This window comes from Lysobacter korlensis, assembly GCF_042434515.1.
Genome location: NZ_JBHLTG010000007.1, coordinates 34,101 through 51,331 on the forward strand (window position 1 = coordinate 34,101; position 17,231 = coordinate 51,331).

Sequence of the window (17,231 nt, forward strand, 5' to 3'; positions counted from 1 at the left end):
GCTGGACAAGGCCGGTCCCGCATCGCTGGGCCGGGGTCCTCAGCATCGAAGATGAACGAGAGTGGGCGGTCGGCTGTGTCGAGCCAAGTGACCGGAAGAACGTCGGAAGACGGGGCGGAGCAATTCGGCGCCAACGAGTGGCTGGTCGCCGAGATGTACGAGAAGTACCTCGCAGACAAGGACTCCGTCGACCGGTCCTGGTGGCCGATCCTGGAGGACCGTCGCCCGAGCGAGAGCGAGGACCCGACGCCCACCACCGCCATCCCGGTGGTGCAGCCGGAGGGCGAGGCCGCCCCGGCAGCGCAGCCCCAGCCGACGGCGCAGCCTCAGTCGATGGAGGAAACTCACGTCGAGCACGAGGCGATGGAGGTCGGCAGCAACGACCCCGACAACGCCGCCGCAGCGGAGGAGGCCGCCCGCAAGGCCGGAACCACGACCGCGGAGACGGCGGAGCCGGAGCCGCAGGCGCAAGCCGAGGGCGCCGAGGCGCAGATCCCGGCGGAAGTCACCGGAGAGACTCCGCCTGCTCAGGCGCCGACGGGCGCGGCGGGCCAGCGTGTCGCGCGCACCACATCCGTGCAGCCCCGGCCGCAGCCGATCCCCGCCCAGGCCCCCGAGACGGCGCCGATCGCAACCGCACCGGAAGAGCCGCAGGACGTCGTCACGCAGCTGCGCGGCATGCCGAAGGCGCTCGCCGCGAACATGGACGCGAGCCTCACCGTCCCCACCGCGACGAGCGTGCGGACCGTGCCGGCGAAGCTGATGATCGACAACCGCATCGTCATCAACAATCACCTGAAGCGTGCCCGTGGCGGCAAAGTGTCCTTCACGCACCTCATCGCGTGGGCGATGGTGCAGGCGCTCAAGGAGTTCCCGAGCCAGAACGTCTACTACGACGAGATCGACGGCAAGCCGAGCGTCGTGACGCCCGCGCACATCAACCTCGGCATCGCCATCGACCTGCCGAAGCCTGACGGCACCCGCGCGCTGCTCGTCCCCGGCATCAAGCGGGCGGAGACCCTCGGCTTCGGGGAGTTCCTAGCCGCGTACGAGGACGTCGTGAAGCGGGCGCGGGCGAACAAGCTCACCGCCGCGGACTTCCAGGGCAACACCATCTCGCTGACCAACCCCGGCGGCATCGGCACCGTGCACTCCGTGCCGCGCCTCATGCGGGGCCAGGCCTGCATCATCGGGGCCGGGGCGCTGGAGTACCCGGCCGAGTTCCAGGGCGCGTCCACGAAGACGCTCACCGAGCTCGGCATCGGCAAGACCATCACGCTGACCAGCACCTACGACCACCGGGTCATCCAGGGCGCCGGATCCGGCGAGTTCCTCGCCAAGGTGCACGAGCTGCTGATCGGCCAGCGCCACTTCTACGAGGACATCTTCGCCGCGCTGCGGATCCCCTACGACCCGATCCACTGGGCTGCCGACATCCACGTCGACCTCGCGGACGCGGTGAGCAAGACCGCCCGCGTGCACGAGCTCATCAACTCATTCCGCGTCCGGGGCCACATGATGGCCGACACGGATCCGCTGGAGTACCGCCAGCGGTCCCACCCCGACCTCGACATCGCGAGCCACGGACTCACCTTCTGGGACCTCGACCGCGAGTTCGTCACCGCCGGCTTCGGCGGCAAGCGCTCCATGCTGCTGCGCGACATCCTCGGCGTGCTCCGCGACTCCTACTGCCGCACCGTCGGCATCGAGTACATGCACATCCAGGACCCGGAGCAGCGCCGCTGGTTCCAGGAGCACCTGGAGAAGCAGTGGCAGAAGCCCAGCCACGACGAGCAGATGCGGGTGCTCGGAAAGCTCAACGAGGCGGAGGCGTTCGAGACCTTCCTGCAGACCAAGTACGTCGGCCAGAAGCGGTTCAGCCTTGAGGGTGGCGAGTCGGCCATCGCCCTGCTCGACGCGGTGCTCCAGGATGCGGCGGAGGCTGGACTCGAGGAGGTCGCCATCGGCATGGCGCACCGCGGGCGCCTCAACGTGCTCACCAACATCGCCGGCAAGACGTACGGGCAGATCTTCCGCGAGTTCGAGGGCACCCAGGACCCCCGCACGGTGCAGGGCTCCGGAGACGTGAAATACCACTTGGGGACCGAGGGCACTTTCTCGGCCGCGAACGGCAAGCAGATCCCGGTCTACCTCGCGGCGAACCCGTCGCACCTCGAGGCGGTCGATGGCGTGCTCGAGGGCATCGTGCGCGCGAAGCAGGACCGGCGCGCCCCAGGCACGTTCCCGGTGCTGCCCATCCTGCTGCACGGCGACGCCTCCATGGCCGGCCAGGGCGTGATCGTGGAGACGCTGCAGTTCTCGCAGCTCCGCGGCTACAAGACCGGCGGCACGATCCACGTCGTGATCAACAACCAGGTCGGCTTCACCACGCCGCCCGGCGAGGGCCGCAGCTCCATCTACTCCACGGATGTCGCGAAGACCATCCAGGCGCCGATCTTCCATGTGAACGGCGACGACCCGGAAGCCGTCATCCGGGTGGCCCAGACCGCGTTCGCGTACCGGCAGCAGTTCAACCGCGACGTCGTCATCGACCTCATCTGCTACCGCCGGCGGGGCCACAACGAGGGCGACGACCCGTCGATGACCCAGCCGCTGATGTACAACCTGATCGAGGCGAAGCGCAGCGTCCGCACCCTCTACACCGAGGCACTGGTCGGCCGCGGCGACATCACCGAGGAGGAGTACGAGGCGGCGCACGCGGACTTCCAGGACAAGCTGGAGCGCGCATTCCAGGAGACGCACGCGGCGCAGACCGGGTCCATGCCGATCATCACGGACGACACCCAGGCACCGTCGGATCTCGAGCGGCCTGACTCCCAGCGGGACGACGCCGCCGGGGAGCCCGAGACGACCGGCATCGACGAATCCGCGCTGCAGGCCATCGGCGACGCGCACGCGAACCCGCCATCAGGCTTCAACGTGCACCCGAAGCTGCAGGCGCTCTTGAAGAAGCGCGTCGACATGAGCCGGAACGGCGGAATCGACTGGGGTTTCGGCGAGCTCATCGCCCTCGGATCCCTGCTCGTCGAAGGAACCCCGGTGCGGCTCGCCGGTCAAGACAGCCGGCGCGGCACGTTCGTGCAGCGGCACGCCGTGCTCCACGACCGGCACAACGGTCAGGAGTGGATCCCGCTCGCGAACCTGCAGGAGAACCAGGCCAAGTTCTGGATCTACGACTCCCTGCTCAGCGAGTACGCCGCGATGGCGTTCGAGTACGGCTACTCCGTGGAGCGGGCGGATGCGCTGGTGCTGTGGGAGGCGCAGTTCGGCGACTTCGCCAACGGCGCCCAGATCGTCATCGACGAGTTCATCTCCAGCGCCGAGCAGAAGTGGGGTCAGCGCTCGAGCGTCGTGCTGCTGCTGCCGCACGGCTACGAGGGCCAGGGACCCGACCACTCGTCGGCGCGCATCGAGCGATTCCTGCAGCTCGCGGCGGAGGACAACATGACGATCGCGCGTCCCTCGACGCCGGCGTCCTACTTCCATCTGCTGCGCCGTCAGGCGTACGCGCGTCCGCGGCGGCCGCTGGTGGTCTTCACCCCGAAGGCGATGCTGCGCCTGCGGGGGGCGACGAGCGAGGTCGCCGACTTCACCTCCGGCCGGTTCGAGCCGGTGCTCGACGACCTCTCGGTGACCGACAAGGGCGCGGTGAAGCGGGTGCTGCTGCACGCCGGCAAGTTGCACTACGACCTGAAGGCCGAGCGGGACAAGCGCGGCAACGGGAGCGAGTTCGCGCTGGTGCGGCTGGAGCAGTACCACCCGCTGCCGGTAGCGCAGCTGAACTCGGTGCTCGCTCAGTATCCGGACGCTGAGCTGATGTGGGTGCAGGAGGAGCCGGAGAACCAGGGTGCGTGGCCGTTCATGTGCCTGGAGCTCACCCGGCACCTCGGCGGACGCACGATGAGCGTCTCGTCGCGGAAGGCGTCGGCGTCACCGGCGACCGGCTCCACCAAGCGCAGCGCTCAGGAGCAGACAGCCTTCATCGAGCGGGCCTTCACCCTCTGACGCGACCTGCCGTCAGCTCAGAGTTCCCGTTCCGGCCCAGAGTTCCCGTTCCGCGGGACGCTCTCGGCCGGAACGGGAACTCTTGGCCGGCGAAGGGGTTGCGAGCATCTACGCCTGGAGCTGGCGGATCTTGAGCAGCACCTGCTGCCGGAGCTCCTCCGGCGCAGTCTCTCGGCACGCGCGGCGCACCTTCTCGGTGAGGGTCACGCCCACCAGGTGCTCGGCCGAGCAGTCCTCGCAGTTCGCCAGGTGCTCACTGACGTCGCGGAAGTCGTCGTCGCTCAGCTCTTGGTGCAGATACTCCTCGAGCTCTGCCTTCGCCTTGTCGCAACCACAGTCGGTCATTTGGTTCTCCCAGTGTTCGGCACGACGATCCCCCGCTCGCCGGCGTACTCGGTCAGAAGTCCACGCAGCAGCCGCCGGCCGCGGTGCAGCCGGCTCATCACGGTGCCGACCGGTGACTTCATGATGTCCGCGATCTCCTGATACGAAAAGCCCTCCACGTCCGCGAGGTACACCGCGAGGCGGAAGTCCTCGGGGATCGCCTGCAGCGCATCCTTGACGGTGCTGTCCGGGAGGTGATCGATGGCCTCCGCCTCGGCCGAGCGCGACGCGGGGGACGTCGCCGACTCGGCGCTGCCCAGCTGCCAGTCCTCCAGGTCGTCGATGGTGCCCTGGTACGGGTTGCGCTGGTTCTTGCGGTAGTTGTTGATGAAGGTGTTGGTCTGGATGCGGTACAGCCAGGCCTTCAGGTTGGTGCCCTGCTTGAAGCGCTCGAACGCGGCGAAGGCCTTCAGGTACGTCTCCTGGACCAGGTCGCCGGCATCCGTGGGGTTGCGGGTCATCCGCATCGCCGCGGCGTAGAGCTGGTCCATGTACTGCAGGGCCTGCTCCTCGAACAGCTCACGCAGCCGCTCCGGGTCGAGCGGCGCCTCGCCGGCGGGCACGTCGTCGCCGGACTCATCGTCGCCCGACTCGTCGGCCGCGGACTCGTCATCCGGCACCAGTTCGACGTCGTCGGACGCGTCCAGCTCGTCGTCGGCGGGGTCCAGCGCGTCGTCGGGGCCGTCGAGCTCATCGTCGTCGGCATCCTCGGCGGCGGCCTGGTCGAGCTCCCGCTCGACGTCGTCCAGCCCATCGATCCCGAGCCTGCCCGGGCGGTCCGTGTCGCCGGTTCCCGGCGTTCCGATCTCCATCGCGCGCCAGTCTAGGACGGGGAACTGGACTGCGAGCACGAGCAGCCCTCCGTTCCTCTTGGCTTCGGCCGATACTCTGGTAACCGATGCAGGTGTACAGGTATTCCGCCCCGGAGTTCGACCCATACGGCGAACCGCGCCCCGTCGCGGAATCGGGGGCCGGCGCCTGGGCGGCTCCCGTCGCCGACGGCCCGCTCGTGGCGACGGTCCGGCTTCCGGGGTCGAAGAGCCTGACCAACCGCGAGCTGGTGCTCGCGGCCCTCGCCGACGGCCCGTCGCGGCTCACCGCGCCGCTGCACTCGCGCGACACCGCCCTGATGATCTCGGCCCTGCGCTCGCTCGGTGCCGGAATCAAGGAGATCGACGGTGAGGGTGGCTTCGGCCCAGACCTGCTCGTCACGCCGGGTGAGCTGGCGGGTGGCGTCTCGATCGACTGCGGTCTCGCCGGCACCGTCATGCGCTTCCTGCCGCCGCTCGCCGCACTGGCGCTCGGACCGGTCGCCTTCGACGGGGATGAGAGCGCACGCCGGCGTCCCATGCGCACCACTGTGGATGCCCTGCGCGCCCTCGGCGTGGACGTCAACGACGACGGCCGCGGGGCGCTGCCCTTCAGCCTGTACGGCACCGGCTCCGTGCGCGGCGGCGAGATCTCCATCGACGCCTCCGCATCCAGCCAGTTCGTGTCGGGGCTGCTGCTCGTCGGCGCGCGCTTCGACGAGGGCCTCATGCTGCGGCACACCGGCGAGAAGCTGCCCAGCATGCCGCACATCGAGATGACGATCACCGCCCTCGCCGCGCGAGGCGTCGACGTGACCTCGCCGGAGCCGGGAGTGTGGGTGGTGCCGCCGGCCCCGATCCGCGCCCGCGACGTCGCCATCGAGCCCGACCTCTCGAACGCCGCACCATTCCTGGTGGCGGCATTGGTGGCGGGCGGCACGGTGCGTGTGCCGGGCTGGCCCCAGACGACCACCCAGGTCGGCGCCGACCTCGAGACGCTGCTGCCGCTCTTCGGCGCGCGGGTGAGCCGGGACGGCGACGTGCTCGTCGTCGACGGCGGGGACGGCGTTCGCGGGGGCGCAGCGCTGCCCGGCGTGGACCTCGACCTCAGCCGCGGCGGCGAGCTCGCCCCGGCGATCGTCGCACTCGCCGCCCTCGCCGGTGGGCCGAGCCGCATCACCGGCATCGGGCACCTGCGCGGTCACGAGACCGACCGGCTGGCGGCCCTCGCGGCCGAGCTGAACGGGCTCGGCGGTGCCGCCACCGAGCTGGAGGACGGGCTGGAGCTCGAGCCGCGCACCCTCACCGGCGGACCGTGGCACAGCTACGAGGACCACCGGATGGCGACGGCGGGCGCGATCGTCGGCCTCGCGGTGCCAGGCATCGAGATCGACGACATCGGCACGACGGCGAAGACGCTGCCGCAGTTCCCGGAGCTCTGGCGGCGGATGCTGCACCCCGACCTGCCCGCCGCCGGCGCCGCGCCGCTGCCGGTGCCCTGAGCGGCACGCGAGCCGAGACGACCCGGAAACGCATGAGCTGGCTGACCGACGACGAGGACGACGACGAGGAGTACTCCGAGTTCGACGAGTCGAGCGTCAAGGTGCGGCCGAACCCCAAGGGGTCACGGCCGCGGACCAAGACCAGGCCGGAGCACAGCGATGCGGTGACCGGCCGCGTCCTCGCCATCGACCGCGGCCGCTACCTGGTGCTGCTCGGCGAAGGCACGGACGATGAGCACGAGCTCACCGCCGCCCGCGCCCGTGAGCTCGGGCGGAACGCCATCGCCACGGGCGACCGGGTCGACGTCGTCGGGGATGTCTCGGGTGCTGAGGGCAGCCTCGCCCGCATCGTGCGCATCCAGGCCCGCACCACCCTGCTCCGCCGGAGCGCCGACGACACGGACGAGGTGGAGCGGGTCATCGTGGCCAACGCCGACCAGATGCTCATCGTCGTCGCCGCCGCGAACCCGGAGCCACGCGCCCGGCTCGTCGACCGCTACCTGGTGGCGGCGTTCGACGCCGGGGTGCGCCCACTGCTCTGCCTTACCAAGACGGACCTCGCTGACCCCGAGCCGTTCCTCAAGAACTTCGCCGGACTCGGCGTGACGGTCTTCCGGCGACGGGCCGACGATCCGGATGTCACGGAGCTGCGCCGGGAGCTGGAGGGTGTCACCACGGTCGCCGTCGGGCACTCCGGCGTCGGCAAGTCGACGCTGGTGAACGCGCTGGTGCCGAGCGCGCACCGGGCGACCGGCGTCGTCAACGTGGTCACCGGCCGGGGCCGGCACACGTCGTCGTCGACGGTGTCCCTTCGCCTGCCGGGCGGCGGCTGGATCATCGACACCCCGGGCATCCGCAGTTTCGGCCTCGGGCACGTGCAGCCGGAGAACCTGCTGCGCGGCTTCACCGACCTGGCCGCGGTCGCCGAGGACTGCCCGCGCGGCTGCACCCACCTGCCCGACGCGCCGGATTGCGAGCTCAACGAGGCCGCCGCCCGCGGGGACTTGAACCCGGACCGCGTGGACTCGCTGCAGCGGCTGCTCATCACGCTCGCCGGCTGAGCGCCGCGAGAACGGGCCGAAGCGGCGCATCCGGCCCGCCGCGGCGTGCCGCCACCGCCGATCCGGCCCGTTTCCCGACCGGTACGCTGAACCGGTGACGCACTTCACGGTGGCCGACGACCTGGCCCTCGCGCTCGCGCTCGCCGGGGAGGCGGACCTGATCTCCGCGGACCGGTTCCGTGCGGCCGACCTCACCATCGACCTGAAGCCCGACGCCACCCACGTCACCGACGCCGACCGGGCGGTGGAGCGGGTGCTGCGCGACGGGATCGAGGCCAGCCGCCCGGGCGACGCGATCTTCGGCGAGGAGTACGGCAGGCAGGGCGGCGGAAGCCGGCAATGGATCGTCGACCCCATCGACGGAACCGCGAACTACCTCCGCGGTGTGCCCATCTGGGGCACCCTCATCGCGCTCGCGGTCGACGGGGAGCCCGTGGTCGGGGTGGTGAGCTCCCCCGCCCTCGGCCGGCGCTGGTGGGGCGCACGCGGGCACGGCGCCTGGAGCGCCGACCGCGACGCGTCGCCGAAGCGGCTCAGCGTCAGCGGCATCCGCTCGCTCGGGGACGCCAACATCAGCTACAACCGGATCGAGGGCTGGGACGAGCTCGGCAGGGTCGAGCAGATCCTGACCCTGACGCGCCGCGCCTGGCGGGCCCGCGGCATCGGCGACATGTGGTCGTACATGCTGCTCGCCGAGGGGGCGCTCGACGTGGTCACCGAGCCCGACCTCCAGCCGTACGACATGGCGGCGCTGGTGCCGATCATCGAGGAGGCGGGCGGACGGTTCACCTCCATCGAGGGCGAGCCCGGGCCCTGGCACGGCAGCGCGCTGGCGACGAACGGCCACCTGCACGACGAGGTCCGGGCGATCCTCGCCCGCTGAACCGGGAGCATCCCGACGAGGCCTGTTACGCGGCCTCGTCGGTTTCCGCGGCCACCACCCGCCGGCGGAGGTCGACGAGCGACACGACGAGCGCGACCACGAGCACGCCGATGCAGACGAGCATCCCGTTCCGCAACGCGTCGTGATACACGGTGAGCCTCGACTCCTCGCCCGCCTCCCGGTAGATGGTGGAGAAGAACATGGCCGAAGCGCCGGCAACCCCGATCGCGGTGCCGACGCGCTGGGCGACCTGGGTGAGAGAGCCGGCGACGCCCGCCTGCCCGAGCGAGACGTCCTGCAGCGTCAGCGTCTGGTTCGGGGAGATGACGAACCCGCCGCCGGCTCCGGCGAGCGCCATGGCCAACGCCATGAACCACGGCGCCTGCTCCGGCGGCAGCGCGACGCCCGCCAGCAGCACGAGGACCAGCCCAGCGAGCGCCGCGACGATGCCGGCGACGACGAGTCTGCGGCCGTGCCGCTCGACCAGGTTGCCGCCGATCCACGCGGTGACGGCGGACGCCAGCGCGAACAGGATGCTCACCATCCCGGCATAGACGGGCTCCAGTCCGAGCCCTGTCTGCAGGAACAGCGTGGCGATCAGGAACATCGCCGGTATCCCCGCGAACCAGGCGGTGGCGATCATGAGCCCGTTCCGGTAGGAGGCGAGCCGGAGCAGCTTCACGTGCAGCACCGGCGATTTGCCGCGGGCGAGGAACGCCCGCTCCCACAGGACGAACGCGGCGAGCGCGACGACGGATCCCGCCAGCCAGAACCAGCGGCGGGGATCGTCGGAGGGCGCGCCGGTGGTGAGCACGAACGGCAGCATGAGGCTGAAGGTGGCGAGCCCGAGCAGCAGGATGCCGACGAGGTCCAGCTCTTTGCCCGCCTCGTCGTGGGCCTGGATGGACGGAAGGAGCTTGATCGCGAAGAGGAGCGCCGCGATGCCGAGCGGGATGTTCATCCAGAACAGCCATCGCCAGCCGTCCTCCTGGCCGCCCACCCCGATCAGGAACCCGCCGAGGGTCGGCGCGAACGCGGTGGAGATGCCGATCACCGCGCCGAACAGCCCGAACGCGCGTCCTCGTTCGGCTCCGACGAACAGCTGCTGGATGAGTCCGAGCACCTGCGGCATCTGCACGCCTGCGGCGATTCCCTGCACGATGCGGCCGACGATGAGCACGGTGACGTTCGGGGCGAGGGCGCACATCAGGCTCGCCACCGTGAACAGGCTCAGCCCCACCACGAACATCGCCTTGCGGGAGTGCAGATCGCCGAACCGGCCGGACGGCACCAGCGCGAGCCCGAACGCCAGCGCGTAGCCGGCGACGATGATCTGGAGCTCGGTGGGACCCGCCCCGAGCGCCTCCTCGATGGGCGGCAGGCCGACGTTGATCTTCGCGAGATCGAGGATGGTGAGGGACGCCACACCCACGCAGATCGCGAAGGCCTGCCACCGGGTGTGGTCGCTCGCCTCATCAGCGGAAAGGCGGCGGTTCGACATGGGCGGGTCTCATTCAATCAGAGCGCGAATGCGGCTTCTCTGGGAGCAGTGCGGGAAGGAACCCCGCGCCGAGCCTCTAGGCTCGAAGGGGTTTTCCCGCGACGGTTCCGGGGCGACGGATTGGGGGCGATCGTGCGCCGCACTCCCATCGTGTCCCGCTGCGCGGTCCCGGTCGCAGGTGCCGCCGTGTGCCTCTCGCTCGCCGGGTGCACACCTCCCGTCGCATCCGCGCCGTCACCGACGCCGACCGAGTCGCCTGGCGCCCCGGTGCCGGCCGACCCGTTCAGTCTCCGCGTCGGCGACTGCATCGACGACGACCTCGCCGGAGAGGTGCTGCAGGTGCCGGTCGTGGACTGCGAGCTGGAGCACACCGCAGAGGCATACCATTCCGAGCGGCTGCCCGACGGCGAGTACCCCGGACTCGAGGAGGTCAAGCACACCGCGGTCGACGTGTGCCTCGACCGGTTCGAGCCATTCGCCGGCATCGACTACGACGAGTCGCAGCACCTCGACTTCGCCTGGTACTACCCCACTGAAGGCAGCTGGTCCACCGGAGACCGGGAGGTGCTCTGCCTGATCATGCGGATGGACCCGTCGACCGGCCAGACGGTGCCGACCCGCGGCACGCTCCGCGGCTTCGCGCAATAGCGCTTCCCACCATCCCGCGCACGATCGGAGACGCATGCTCGACGAGATCTTCTACGGTGTCATCCCACGCAATGTGGGCCCGGACGGCTTCCGGAGCGTGACGGCGAAGCTGGCCGGCTGGCATGACCTGGGTGTGACGGCGCTCTGGATCTCGCCGGTCAACACCACGCCGCCGGGCAACTTCGGCTACGCCGTCACGGACTACTTCCGGCTGCGCGACGACGTCGGGTCCCAGGAGGACTTCCGCGAGCTGGTGCAGGCGGCGCATGACCGGGGCATCCGCGTGCTGATGGACTTCGTGCCGAACCACACGTCGGACCAGCATCCGTACTTCCAGGACGCACGCGACCGCGGCACGGAGTCACCGCACTACGACTTCTACGACCGCGACGAGCGCGGCGAGCCGACGCACTACTTCAGCTGGACCGACCTGCCCAACCTGAACTTCGACAACGACGAGGTCGAGCGGTGGATCACCGAGGCGTTCTGCCACTGGGTGCGCGAGTTCGACGTCGACGGGTTCCGGGTGGACGTCGCCTGGGGCATCCGGCAGCGCAGACCCGACTTCTGGCCGAGGCTCAGCCGGGCGGTGCGGGAGCTCAAGCCCGACGCGCTGCTGCTGGCGGAGGCGAGCGCCCGTGACGCCTACTACGTCGAGCACGGCTTCGACGCGGCCTACGACTGGACCGACGAGCTCGGCCACTGGGCGTGGGAGCAGGTGTTCGATGACCCCGAGCAGCTGGTTCCGCGGCTGCACGCCGCACTCACCAACGAGGGACGCGGCTTCGCCGACGAGCGGCGCGTCTTCCGCTTCCTGAACAACAACGACACCGCGGCGCGCTTCGTCACCCGCTACGGGGTGGACATGACGCGCGTCGCCACAGCGATGCTGCTGACGCTGCCCGGGGTTCCGTGCGTGTACGTCGGCGACGAGGTGGGCGCCGAGTTCGAGCCGTACCGGGATGCCGGTCCGATCTCGTGGGAGGACCGCCACGGCCTGCGGCCGCATCACCGTCGACTGATCCGGCTGCGAAGGGCCATGCCGAGCCTGCGGGGGCCGGGTTGGCATCCGGTGGAGCTCGACGGCTCCGCGCAGCTGTACGGCTACGTCCGGTCGCTCCAGGGCGGCGGGGATCCGGTGCTCGTGCTGCTGAACTTCTCCGGGAACCGCGCCGAGGCACGGCCGGCGCTCCCGGCGGCGTTCCGCGACCTGACCAGGCGCTCGCTCACCGACCACCTCACCGACGAGCCGATCGCCGCCCCTGCGGATGGCGCCCTCACCATCAACCTGGAACCCTGGAGCGCCCGCATCCTCGCCTGAGCCGCCGCCATCTTCCCCGATTCAGAGGGTGCTCTTCGGGAGCGGGAGGCCGGTGAGGGTCGACACGTCGACGTCCTGCACCGCTGCCCCGCTGCGGGCGGCCTCGGCCGCGGCGAGCCCGGCCGCGGCGCCGAGCATCTGGTACTGCGGCTCCATCCGAACCGACGAGAACGCCACGTGCGACGCGGAGACGCAGACCGGCACCACCAGGTTCTCGCAGTCCTCCTGCCGCGGCACGAGCGATCGGTAGGGAATCGCGTAGGGCGGCACCGGCACCGACAGGTACCCCTCCGTGAACACCATGCCCACCGGCCGCGGATGCTCGTACACCCACCGCCACGTGCGCTGCACCTCGCGGATGTCGATGTGGTACGAGCCGAACGCCACCGCGTCCGGATGCCGCCGCCCCGCCAGGAGGTCGTGCTCGGTGAGCACGTACGAGCCCACCATCCGCCTCGCCTCGCGCACGTACAGCTGGTGCGGCAGGTGGCCGGTGTCCTGGAACTCCTCGCGCGGCAGTCCCCAGCGCTGGAGCTCCCGGCGCACCGCGGCGGGCACCGCGGGGTCGTTCGCGAGGAAGTACAGGAACCCCTCGGCGTGGCGCAGGTGATGCAGCCGCAGCGCCTCCCGCCGCTCGGGAGCCGCGAGCGGATACTCCCACGCCGATCCGTCGTGCACGCTCAGCGAGAAGGGGCCGAGCGAGTTCGCGTCGCACTTGCCGCCGGGAAGGTTCGGCTCCAGTCCGATGAGCAGGCTCGCCGGCACGTCGACACCGTCCCGGCGCCACTCGGCGAACAGCCGCCGGCCGAGCTCCCAGTACTCCTCGTCGTAGCCGGCCGGGCGGTCGAACGGGATGCGGTCGGCCGCCGTGGTGAGGCAGACCCGGTACCCGAACGACATGACACCCCCATCCCCCGCACCCACCTCGGCCATCCGTCCGGCCTTGATCTGCGGCAGCAGGCGGCCCTCGGTGTGCCCCGATGGGTCGTCGGCGAAGGGGGAGATCCATGGCGGCATCGCGTGGCGTCCAGGGACGAGTTCCTGCCTGCCCGCGAATCGCTCGCCGTGCAGGCCCTGGTCCTCCCGCCCGACCGCCGCCGGCACGCCCGCGGCCGCCAGCAGATCACCCTCGTACCCGGCGTCGACGAACACGGCGCCGGTCACGCCGAACTCCCCCCGGCCGTTCGGCGCCGGCGCGATCCCGGGGCCGAACGATGCCGTGCGGATGCGGCCGCCGACGACCTCCGCCGACCGGACCCGCGCCCCGAATTCCACCTGGACGCCGGCCTCGTCGAGCCACCGACGGAAGATCGCCTCGGCGACGTGCGGCTCGGGACCTGCGTAGCGTCCGGGCTGCACGCCGTAATGCTCGGCGATCGCGTTGCGGAACCGCTCGGCCGGACCGGCGAGCACCCGCGGGTCGCCGATGTCGGTGTAGCCGAGGCCGCCGCTCGTCATCCCGCCCACGTGGGTTCCGGGCTCGAGCAGCAGCGTGGACGCGCCGGCGCCCGCGGCGGCGACCGCGGCGCACACCCCGGCGGACGTGGCGCCGTAGATCACGACGTCGGCCGACCTTCCGGGTTCAGCACGTCCGGACGTCGACACGATCTTCGTCATGGGGTGCAAGTCTGGCAGTCCTCTGCAATCGTTGCCACAAGATCTCCTGCGCCACGCCACATTGGAGTGGCGCTCCCCGAGTAGCAGAAGTTACGCTTTCGGCGCACTCACGGCGCCCTGCCGGGTGCAAACGATCCCACCTCACCCCACTTCGGAGCTGCTCCCCCATGACTCGACCGACGAAGGTTGCCGTCCTCGGTTTCTGGCACGTCCACGCCACCGACTACGCCAGGGAGGTCCGGGAGCACCCGGACACCGAACTGGTGGCGGCCTGGGACCCGGAGGTGCCGCGGGGCACCGAGGGCGCCGCCGGGCTCGGGGTCGAGTTCGTTGCCGGCCTCGACGAGCTGCTGGCACGGGACGACATCGACGCCGTGACGATCACGACGGCGACCGACCAGCACCGCGACGTCATCCTCGCCGCCCTCCGGGCCGGCAAGCACGTCTTCACCGAGAAGCTGCTCGCCCCGACGGTCGCGGAGTGCGAGGAGCTCGTGGACGCCGCACGGGAGCACGACGTCGCCCTCGTCGTCTCGCTGCCCCAGCTCGCGACCAGCACCACCCGCACCATCCGGCAGCTGGTGGACGAGGGCAGACTGGGAAGGCTCACCTACGCCAGAGTGCGGATGGCGCACAACGGCTGGATCGGCGGCTGGCTGCCCGAGCGCTTCGCCGACCCGAAGTCCGCGATCGGCGGTGCGCTCACCGACCTCGGCTGCCACCCCGTCTACGTGCTCCAGCACCTGCTCGGCCCGCGGCCCGCGAGCGTGCAGGCGACCTACACGGCGGTCACCGGCCGTCCCGTCGAGGACAACGCGAGCGTCACCCTGGGCTACGCCGACGGCGCGATCGGCGTCGCCGAGGCGAGCTTCGTGACCACGCCGGGCGCGTATGCCGTCGAGGTCCGCGGCACGGAGGGCTCGCTGCTCTTCGGCTTCGGCGGAGAGACCCTGATCGGGAAGGGCGAGGCCCTCGGCTCGGATGCCTGGACCGAGGTCGCGCCGGCCGGCGCCGGCGAGCCGCCGTTCGCGGAATGGGTCCGCCACATCCGCTCCGGAAGCCGCCCCACCGACAACCTCCGGAACGCCGTCGAGCTCACCAGGCTCGTCGTCGCCGCGAACCAGGCGGCAGCCTCCGGCACCGCCGTCGACTACGCCTGACCGCCTCCACCCCACCTCACCCCGAAAGGCACCAATGACCTCGCTCGACCGCCCCGTCCGCATCGGCCTCATCGGCGCCGGCGGCATCGCCGGCGCCCACGTCGCGGGCATCCTGCGCAACCCCGAGAAGGCGGTGCTCGCCGCCGTCGCCGACCCCGTCACCGAAGCGGCGGAGAAGCGGGCCGGCGACACGGGCGCCGCGATCTACCCCGACTACCGGCAGATGCTCGCGGAGGCGGACATCGACGCGGTGGACATCTGCCTGCCGCACCACCTGCACCGCGACGCCATCGTCGCGGCCGCCGAGGCCGGCAAGCACGTGCTCTGCGAGAAGCCGCTCTGCCTCACTCCCGACGAGGCGGTCAGCATCGCCGAGGCGGTCGAGAAGTCGGGCGTCACCGTGATGTGCGCTCACAACCAGCTGTTCCTCCCCGCCGTCGCGCGCGCGAAGGAGCTGCTGGAGAGCGGGACGATCGGCAAGGTGTACGAGGTGCGAACCACCGACAGCTTCTTCAACGACTTCACCCCCGAGAACATGGGCTGGCGGGCCAGCGCCAAGACCGCCGGCGGTGGGGAGCTGATCGACACCGGGTACCACCCCACCTACCTGATGCTGCACCTCGCCGGCGGTGTGCCCGTCGAAGCGACGGCGATGCTGAGCCGTCACCGTCTGGAGTTCATGGAGGGCGAGGACTCCGCCCAGGTGCTGGTGCGCTTCGACAACGGCGTGGTCGGGCACCTCGTCACCAGCTGGGCGTACCAGGCGGCGGAGAACACGGAGCGGTTCTCCGCGGTGGGCGAGCTGGGCTCACTGCACAGCGACGGCACAACGCTGAGCTACCGGCTGCGCGGCCAGGAGTCGGTCGTCGAGGAGTTCGAGCCGGTGCATGAGTTCGGAGCCGAGATCGAGCACTTCGCCGACAGCATCCGCAACGGCACCCGGCCGATCCACACGCACAAGGAGGGCACCGAGGTGCTCGGCATCATCCTCGCGGCGTACGAGTCGGCCCGCAGCCGCACCATCGCACCGGTCCTCCGGGCGGACTTCGAGCCGGCACCGGCCGGCTGAGCTTCGTCGGTCCTGAGCCGGTCGCTTGTCCCGAGCTTGCCGAAGGCACGGGACGCGACCGAGGTACTCACTCGGACGCTTAGACAGGCTCAGCGACCGAGTGCGCCTACGCCTTGGCGGTGGTGGAGCCGACCGAGCGCGGCGCCGCCGTCGAGCCGCGCGGGCGGATCTGCGCCTCCAGCACCACGGTGCGCGGCGGCGCGTCCGGATCCTCGATCCGGGTCAGCAGCCGGTCCATCGCAGCCTCGCCGAGCGCTACGGCGTCCTGCGCGATGGCGGAGATCCCCGGGGTCACCATGCTCATCCACTGGGCGTCGTCGAACGACACGATGCTGAGGTCGTCCGGCACCCGCAGGCCGAGGTCGGACGCCGCACGCCAGACCCCCTCGGCGAGGAGGTTGTTCGCGGCGAACACGGCAGTGGGGTGGTCCCGGCGCGCGAGCAGGTCGATCGCGGTCTTCCGGGCCGTCTTGGAGTCCCAGCCCGCCGGCACCAGCAGGTCCGGCTCCATCGGGAGCCCCGCGTCCTGAAGCGCGCTCTGATAGCCCGCGAACCGCTCTCCGCCGGTGGTCCACTCGGTCTCGTCGATCAGCAGCGCGATCTTGCGGTGACCGAGCGCGATCAGGTGGTCCGTCATCCGCCGCGCGACGCTCGCGTTGTCGATGATGACGCCGTCGCACACCCCGGCGGCGAACTGGCGGTCGACCTCGACCACGGGGATGTGCTGGCCCAGCAGATAGCGCGGCACCGACTCGGACAGCGGCGTGACGATGACCCCGGCCGCGCGAGTGGCCACGAACACCTTCGCGGCGCTCAGCTCGTCTTCGACGAAGCCCTCGTTGTCGACGAGCATCATCACGTAGCCGTGCTTGCGGGCGCGGTTGGCGATGCCGGCCGCCAGGTCGGCATAGAACGTGTTCCGCAGGTCGGAGACGAGCACGCCCACGGCGCGGCTGCTCTGCTTGCGCAGGCTCCGGGCCATGGCATGCGCCACGTAGCCGAGCTCCTCGGCGGCGGCGACGACGCGTTCGCGGACGGCTGGAGCGACGTACCCCTCACCGCTCAGAGCCCGCGACGTGGTGGACTGCGAGACGCCCGCCGCCCTGGCGACGTCCTTGAGGGTCGCACGGCGCGGAGGCGTCGAATGCGGCATGGCATCGCTCATCTGACCTCCTCGGGCGTTCGGAGCGTATCGTTCACAGGCTTCGCGCGCCAACATTGAGTTCATACGTCTCGGGCCGTATGCTCAC

The 17,231-nt window shown here is 70.8% G+C and carries 13 protein-coding genes; 8 read left to right on the forward strand and 5 right to left on the reverse strand.

Features of this window, described 5'->3' with window-relative positions:
* The first annotated feature begins 87 nt into the window (after positions 1-87).
* Positions 88-4,026, forward strand: coding sequence for a multifunctional oxoglutarate decarboxylase/oxoglutarate dehydrogenase thiamine pyrophosphate-binding subunit/dihydrolipoyllysine-residue succinyltransferase subunit (locus ACFFGH_RS24985; protein WP_386673411.1), 3,939 nt, complete (start codon positions 88-90; stop codon positions 4,024-4,026).
* Positions 4,027-4,134: 108 nt separating this feature from the next.
* Here ACFFGH_RS24985 and ACFFGH_RS24990 read toward each other — a convergent pair whose 3' ends face one another.
* Together ACFFGH_RS24990 and ACFFGH_RS24995 are read right to left on the reverse strand one after the other, a co-directional pair.
* Positions 4,135-4,371 (reverse strand): zf-HC2 domain-containing protein, encoded by a 237-nt coding sequence (locus ACFFGH_RS24990; protein WP_386673413.1) that lies wholly within the window; start codon positions 4,369-4,371, stop codon positions 4,135-4,137.
* Positions 4,368-5,261 carry a sigma-70 family RNA polymerase sigma factor gene (locus ACFFGH_RS24995; RefSeq protein WP_386673415.1) on the reverse strand — a complete coding sequence of 298 codons (894 nt, stop codon included), beginning with the start codon at positions 5,259-5,261 and terminating at the stop codon, positions 4,368-4,370. The genes ACFFGH_RS24990 and ACFFGH_RS24995 overlap by 4 nt, the downstream gene beginning before the upstream one ends.
* 47 nt (positions 5,262-5,308) lie before the next feature.
* Here ACFFGH_RS24995 and aroA point away from each other — a divergent pair, with 47 nt between their 5' ends.
* From aroA to ACFFGH_RS25010, 3 genes are all read left to right on the forward strand, one after another.
* Positions 5,309-6,721 carry a 3-phosphoshikimate 1-carboxyvinyltransferase gene (gene aroA, locus ACFFGH_RS25000; RefSeq protein WP_386673417.1) on the forward strand — a complete coding sequence of 471 codons (1,413 nt, stop codon included), beginning with the start codon at positions 5,309-5,311 and terminating at the stop codon, positions 6,719-6,721.
* Positions 6,722-6,753: 32 nt separating this feature from the next.
* Positions 6,754-7,782 (forward strand): ribosome small subunit-dependent GTPase A, encoded by a 1,029-nt coding sequence (gene rsgA / locus ACFFGH_RS25005; RefSeq protein ID WP_386673419.1) that lies wholly within the window; start codon positions 6,754-6,756, stop codon positions 7,780-7,782.
* A gap of 94 nt (positions 7,783-7,876) precedes the next feature.
* Positions 7,877-8,665 carry an inositol monophosphatase family protein gene (locus ACFFGH_RS25010; protein WP_386673421.1) on the forward strand — a complete coding sequence of 263 codons (789 nt, stop codon included), beginning with the start codon at positions 7,877-7,879 and terminating at the stop codon, positions 8,663-8,665.
* Between the two features lie 25 nt (positions 8,666-8,690).
* Here ACFFGH_RS25010 and ACFFGH_RS25015 read toward each other — a convergent pair whose 3' ends face one another.
* Positions 8,691-10,166: an MFS transporter gene (locus ACFFGH_RS25015; RefSeq protein WP_386673422.1), complete on the reverse strand. Its 1,476-nt coding sequence runs from the start codon at positions 10,164-10,166 to the stop codon at positions 8,691-8,693.
* Between the two features lie 132 nt (positions 10,167-10,298).
* Here ACFFGH_RS25015 and ACFFGH_RS25020 point away from each other — a divergent pair, with 132 nt between their 5' ends.
* Together ACFFGH_RS25020 and ACFFGH_RS25025 are read left to right on the forward strand one after the other, a co-directional pair.
* Positions 10,299-10,814 carry a septum formation family protein gene (locus tag ACFFGH_RS25020; RefSeq protein ID WP_386673424.1) on the forward strand — a complete coding sequence of 172 codons (516 nt, stop codon included), beginning with the start codon at positions 10,299-10,301 and terminating at the stop codon, positions 10,812-10,814.
* A gap of 34 nt (positions 10,815-10,848) precedes the next feature.
* Positions 10,849-12,135 carry an alpha-amylase family glycosyl hydrolase gene (locus ACFFGH_RS25025; RefSeq protein WP_386673426.1) on the forward strand — a complete coding sequence of 429 codons (1,287 nt, stop codon included), beginning with the start codon at positions 10,849-10,851 and terminating at the stop codon, positions 12,133-12,135.
* A 21-nt stretch (positions 12,136-12,156) separates the two neighbouring features.
* Here ACFFGH_RS25025 and ACFFGH_RS25030 read toward each other — a convergent pair whose 3' ends face one another.
* On the reverse strand, positions 12,157-13,752 hold the full coding sequence (locus tag ACFFGH_RS25030) for an FAD-dependent oxidoreductase (protein WP_386673428.1): 1,596 nt from the start codon (positions 13,750-13,752) through the stop codon (positions 12,157-12,159).
* Positions 13,753-13,919: 167 nt separating this feature from the next.
* Between ACFFGH_RS25030 and ACFFGH_RS25035 the strand changes: the two genes are divergently transcribed.
* Complete coding sequence (locus ACFFGH_RS25035; protein WP_386673430.1) at positions 13,920-14,912, forward strand: Gfo/Idh/MocA family protein; 993 nt, start codon at positions 13,920-13,922, stop codon at positions 14,910-14,912.
* Positions 14,913-14,946: 34 nt separating this feature from the next.
* Positions 14,947-15,981: a Gfo/Idh/MocA family protein gene (locus ACFFGH_RS25040; RefSeq protein WP_386673432.1), complete on the forward strand. Its 1,035-nt coding sequence runs from the start codon at positions 14,947-14,949 to the stop codon at positions 15,979-15,981.
* A gap of 106 nt (positions 15,982-16,087) precedes the next feature.
* On the opposite strand, the gene ACFFGH_RS25045 is transcribed toward ACFFGH_RS25040, so the two are convergent.
* Positions 16,088-17,146 carry a LacI family DNA-binding transcriptional regulator gene (locus ACFFGH_RS25045; RefSeq protein WP_386673434.1) on the reverse strand — a complete coding sequence of 353 codons (1,059 nt, stop codon included), beginning with the start codon at positions 17,144-17,146 and terminating at the stop codon, positions 16,088-16,090.
* Positions 17,147-17,231 lie beyond the last annotated feature (85 nt).